The 393-nt window shown below is 36.1% G+C and carries 1 protein-coding gene; it reads right to left on the bottom strand.

Annotation, left to right across the window (positions count from 1 at the left end; genetic code table 11):
- A partial coding sequence (locus E3E25_RS11450; RefSeq protein WP_167893424.1) for a hypothetical protein occupies window positions 1–393 on the bottom strand: 393 nt, incomplete at both ends.

Raw genomic sequence — 393 nt, 5'->3', positions numbered from 1 at the left:
ATGTCACCAACTTTTAGCCTAAGTGCCTCACTTGTTCTAAGACCTGTAGTTGCCTCCAGAAGAACCAACCCTATCAGCTCATCTTTTTCTTTTTGGGTAAATTTGTTTGAGTCCATGAGTTGTTTAATCAGATTTTTAATGTCATCTTCATCTACAACTTTAGCTCCATTAGTCCTTTTTGTTTTTGCAGTATAAGTTACTTGGGACACATAGCCCTGGTAGTGCCTAAGTTTTAAGAACTCAAAGAACTTTTTAATATGGCTCTTATATTTATTGAATGTATCTTTGCTTACCCCTCTCCTCTTAGTTCCACCATTAGTTACTGGTTTTTTGTACTGTAACCAATCAAAGAAATCTTCTATAGTCTCCTCAGTGATAACTCCTTGAGTGTAC

This window comes from Thermococcus sp. MAR1, assembly GCF_012027305.1.
Lineage (GTDB): Archaea > Methanobacteriota_B > Thermococci > Thermococcales > Thermococcaceae > Thermococcus.
Note: the sequence above shows the minus strand (reverse complement) of the source record. Positions and strands in the feature narration are given on the sequence as shown.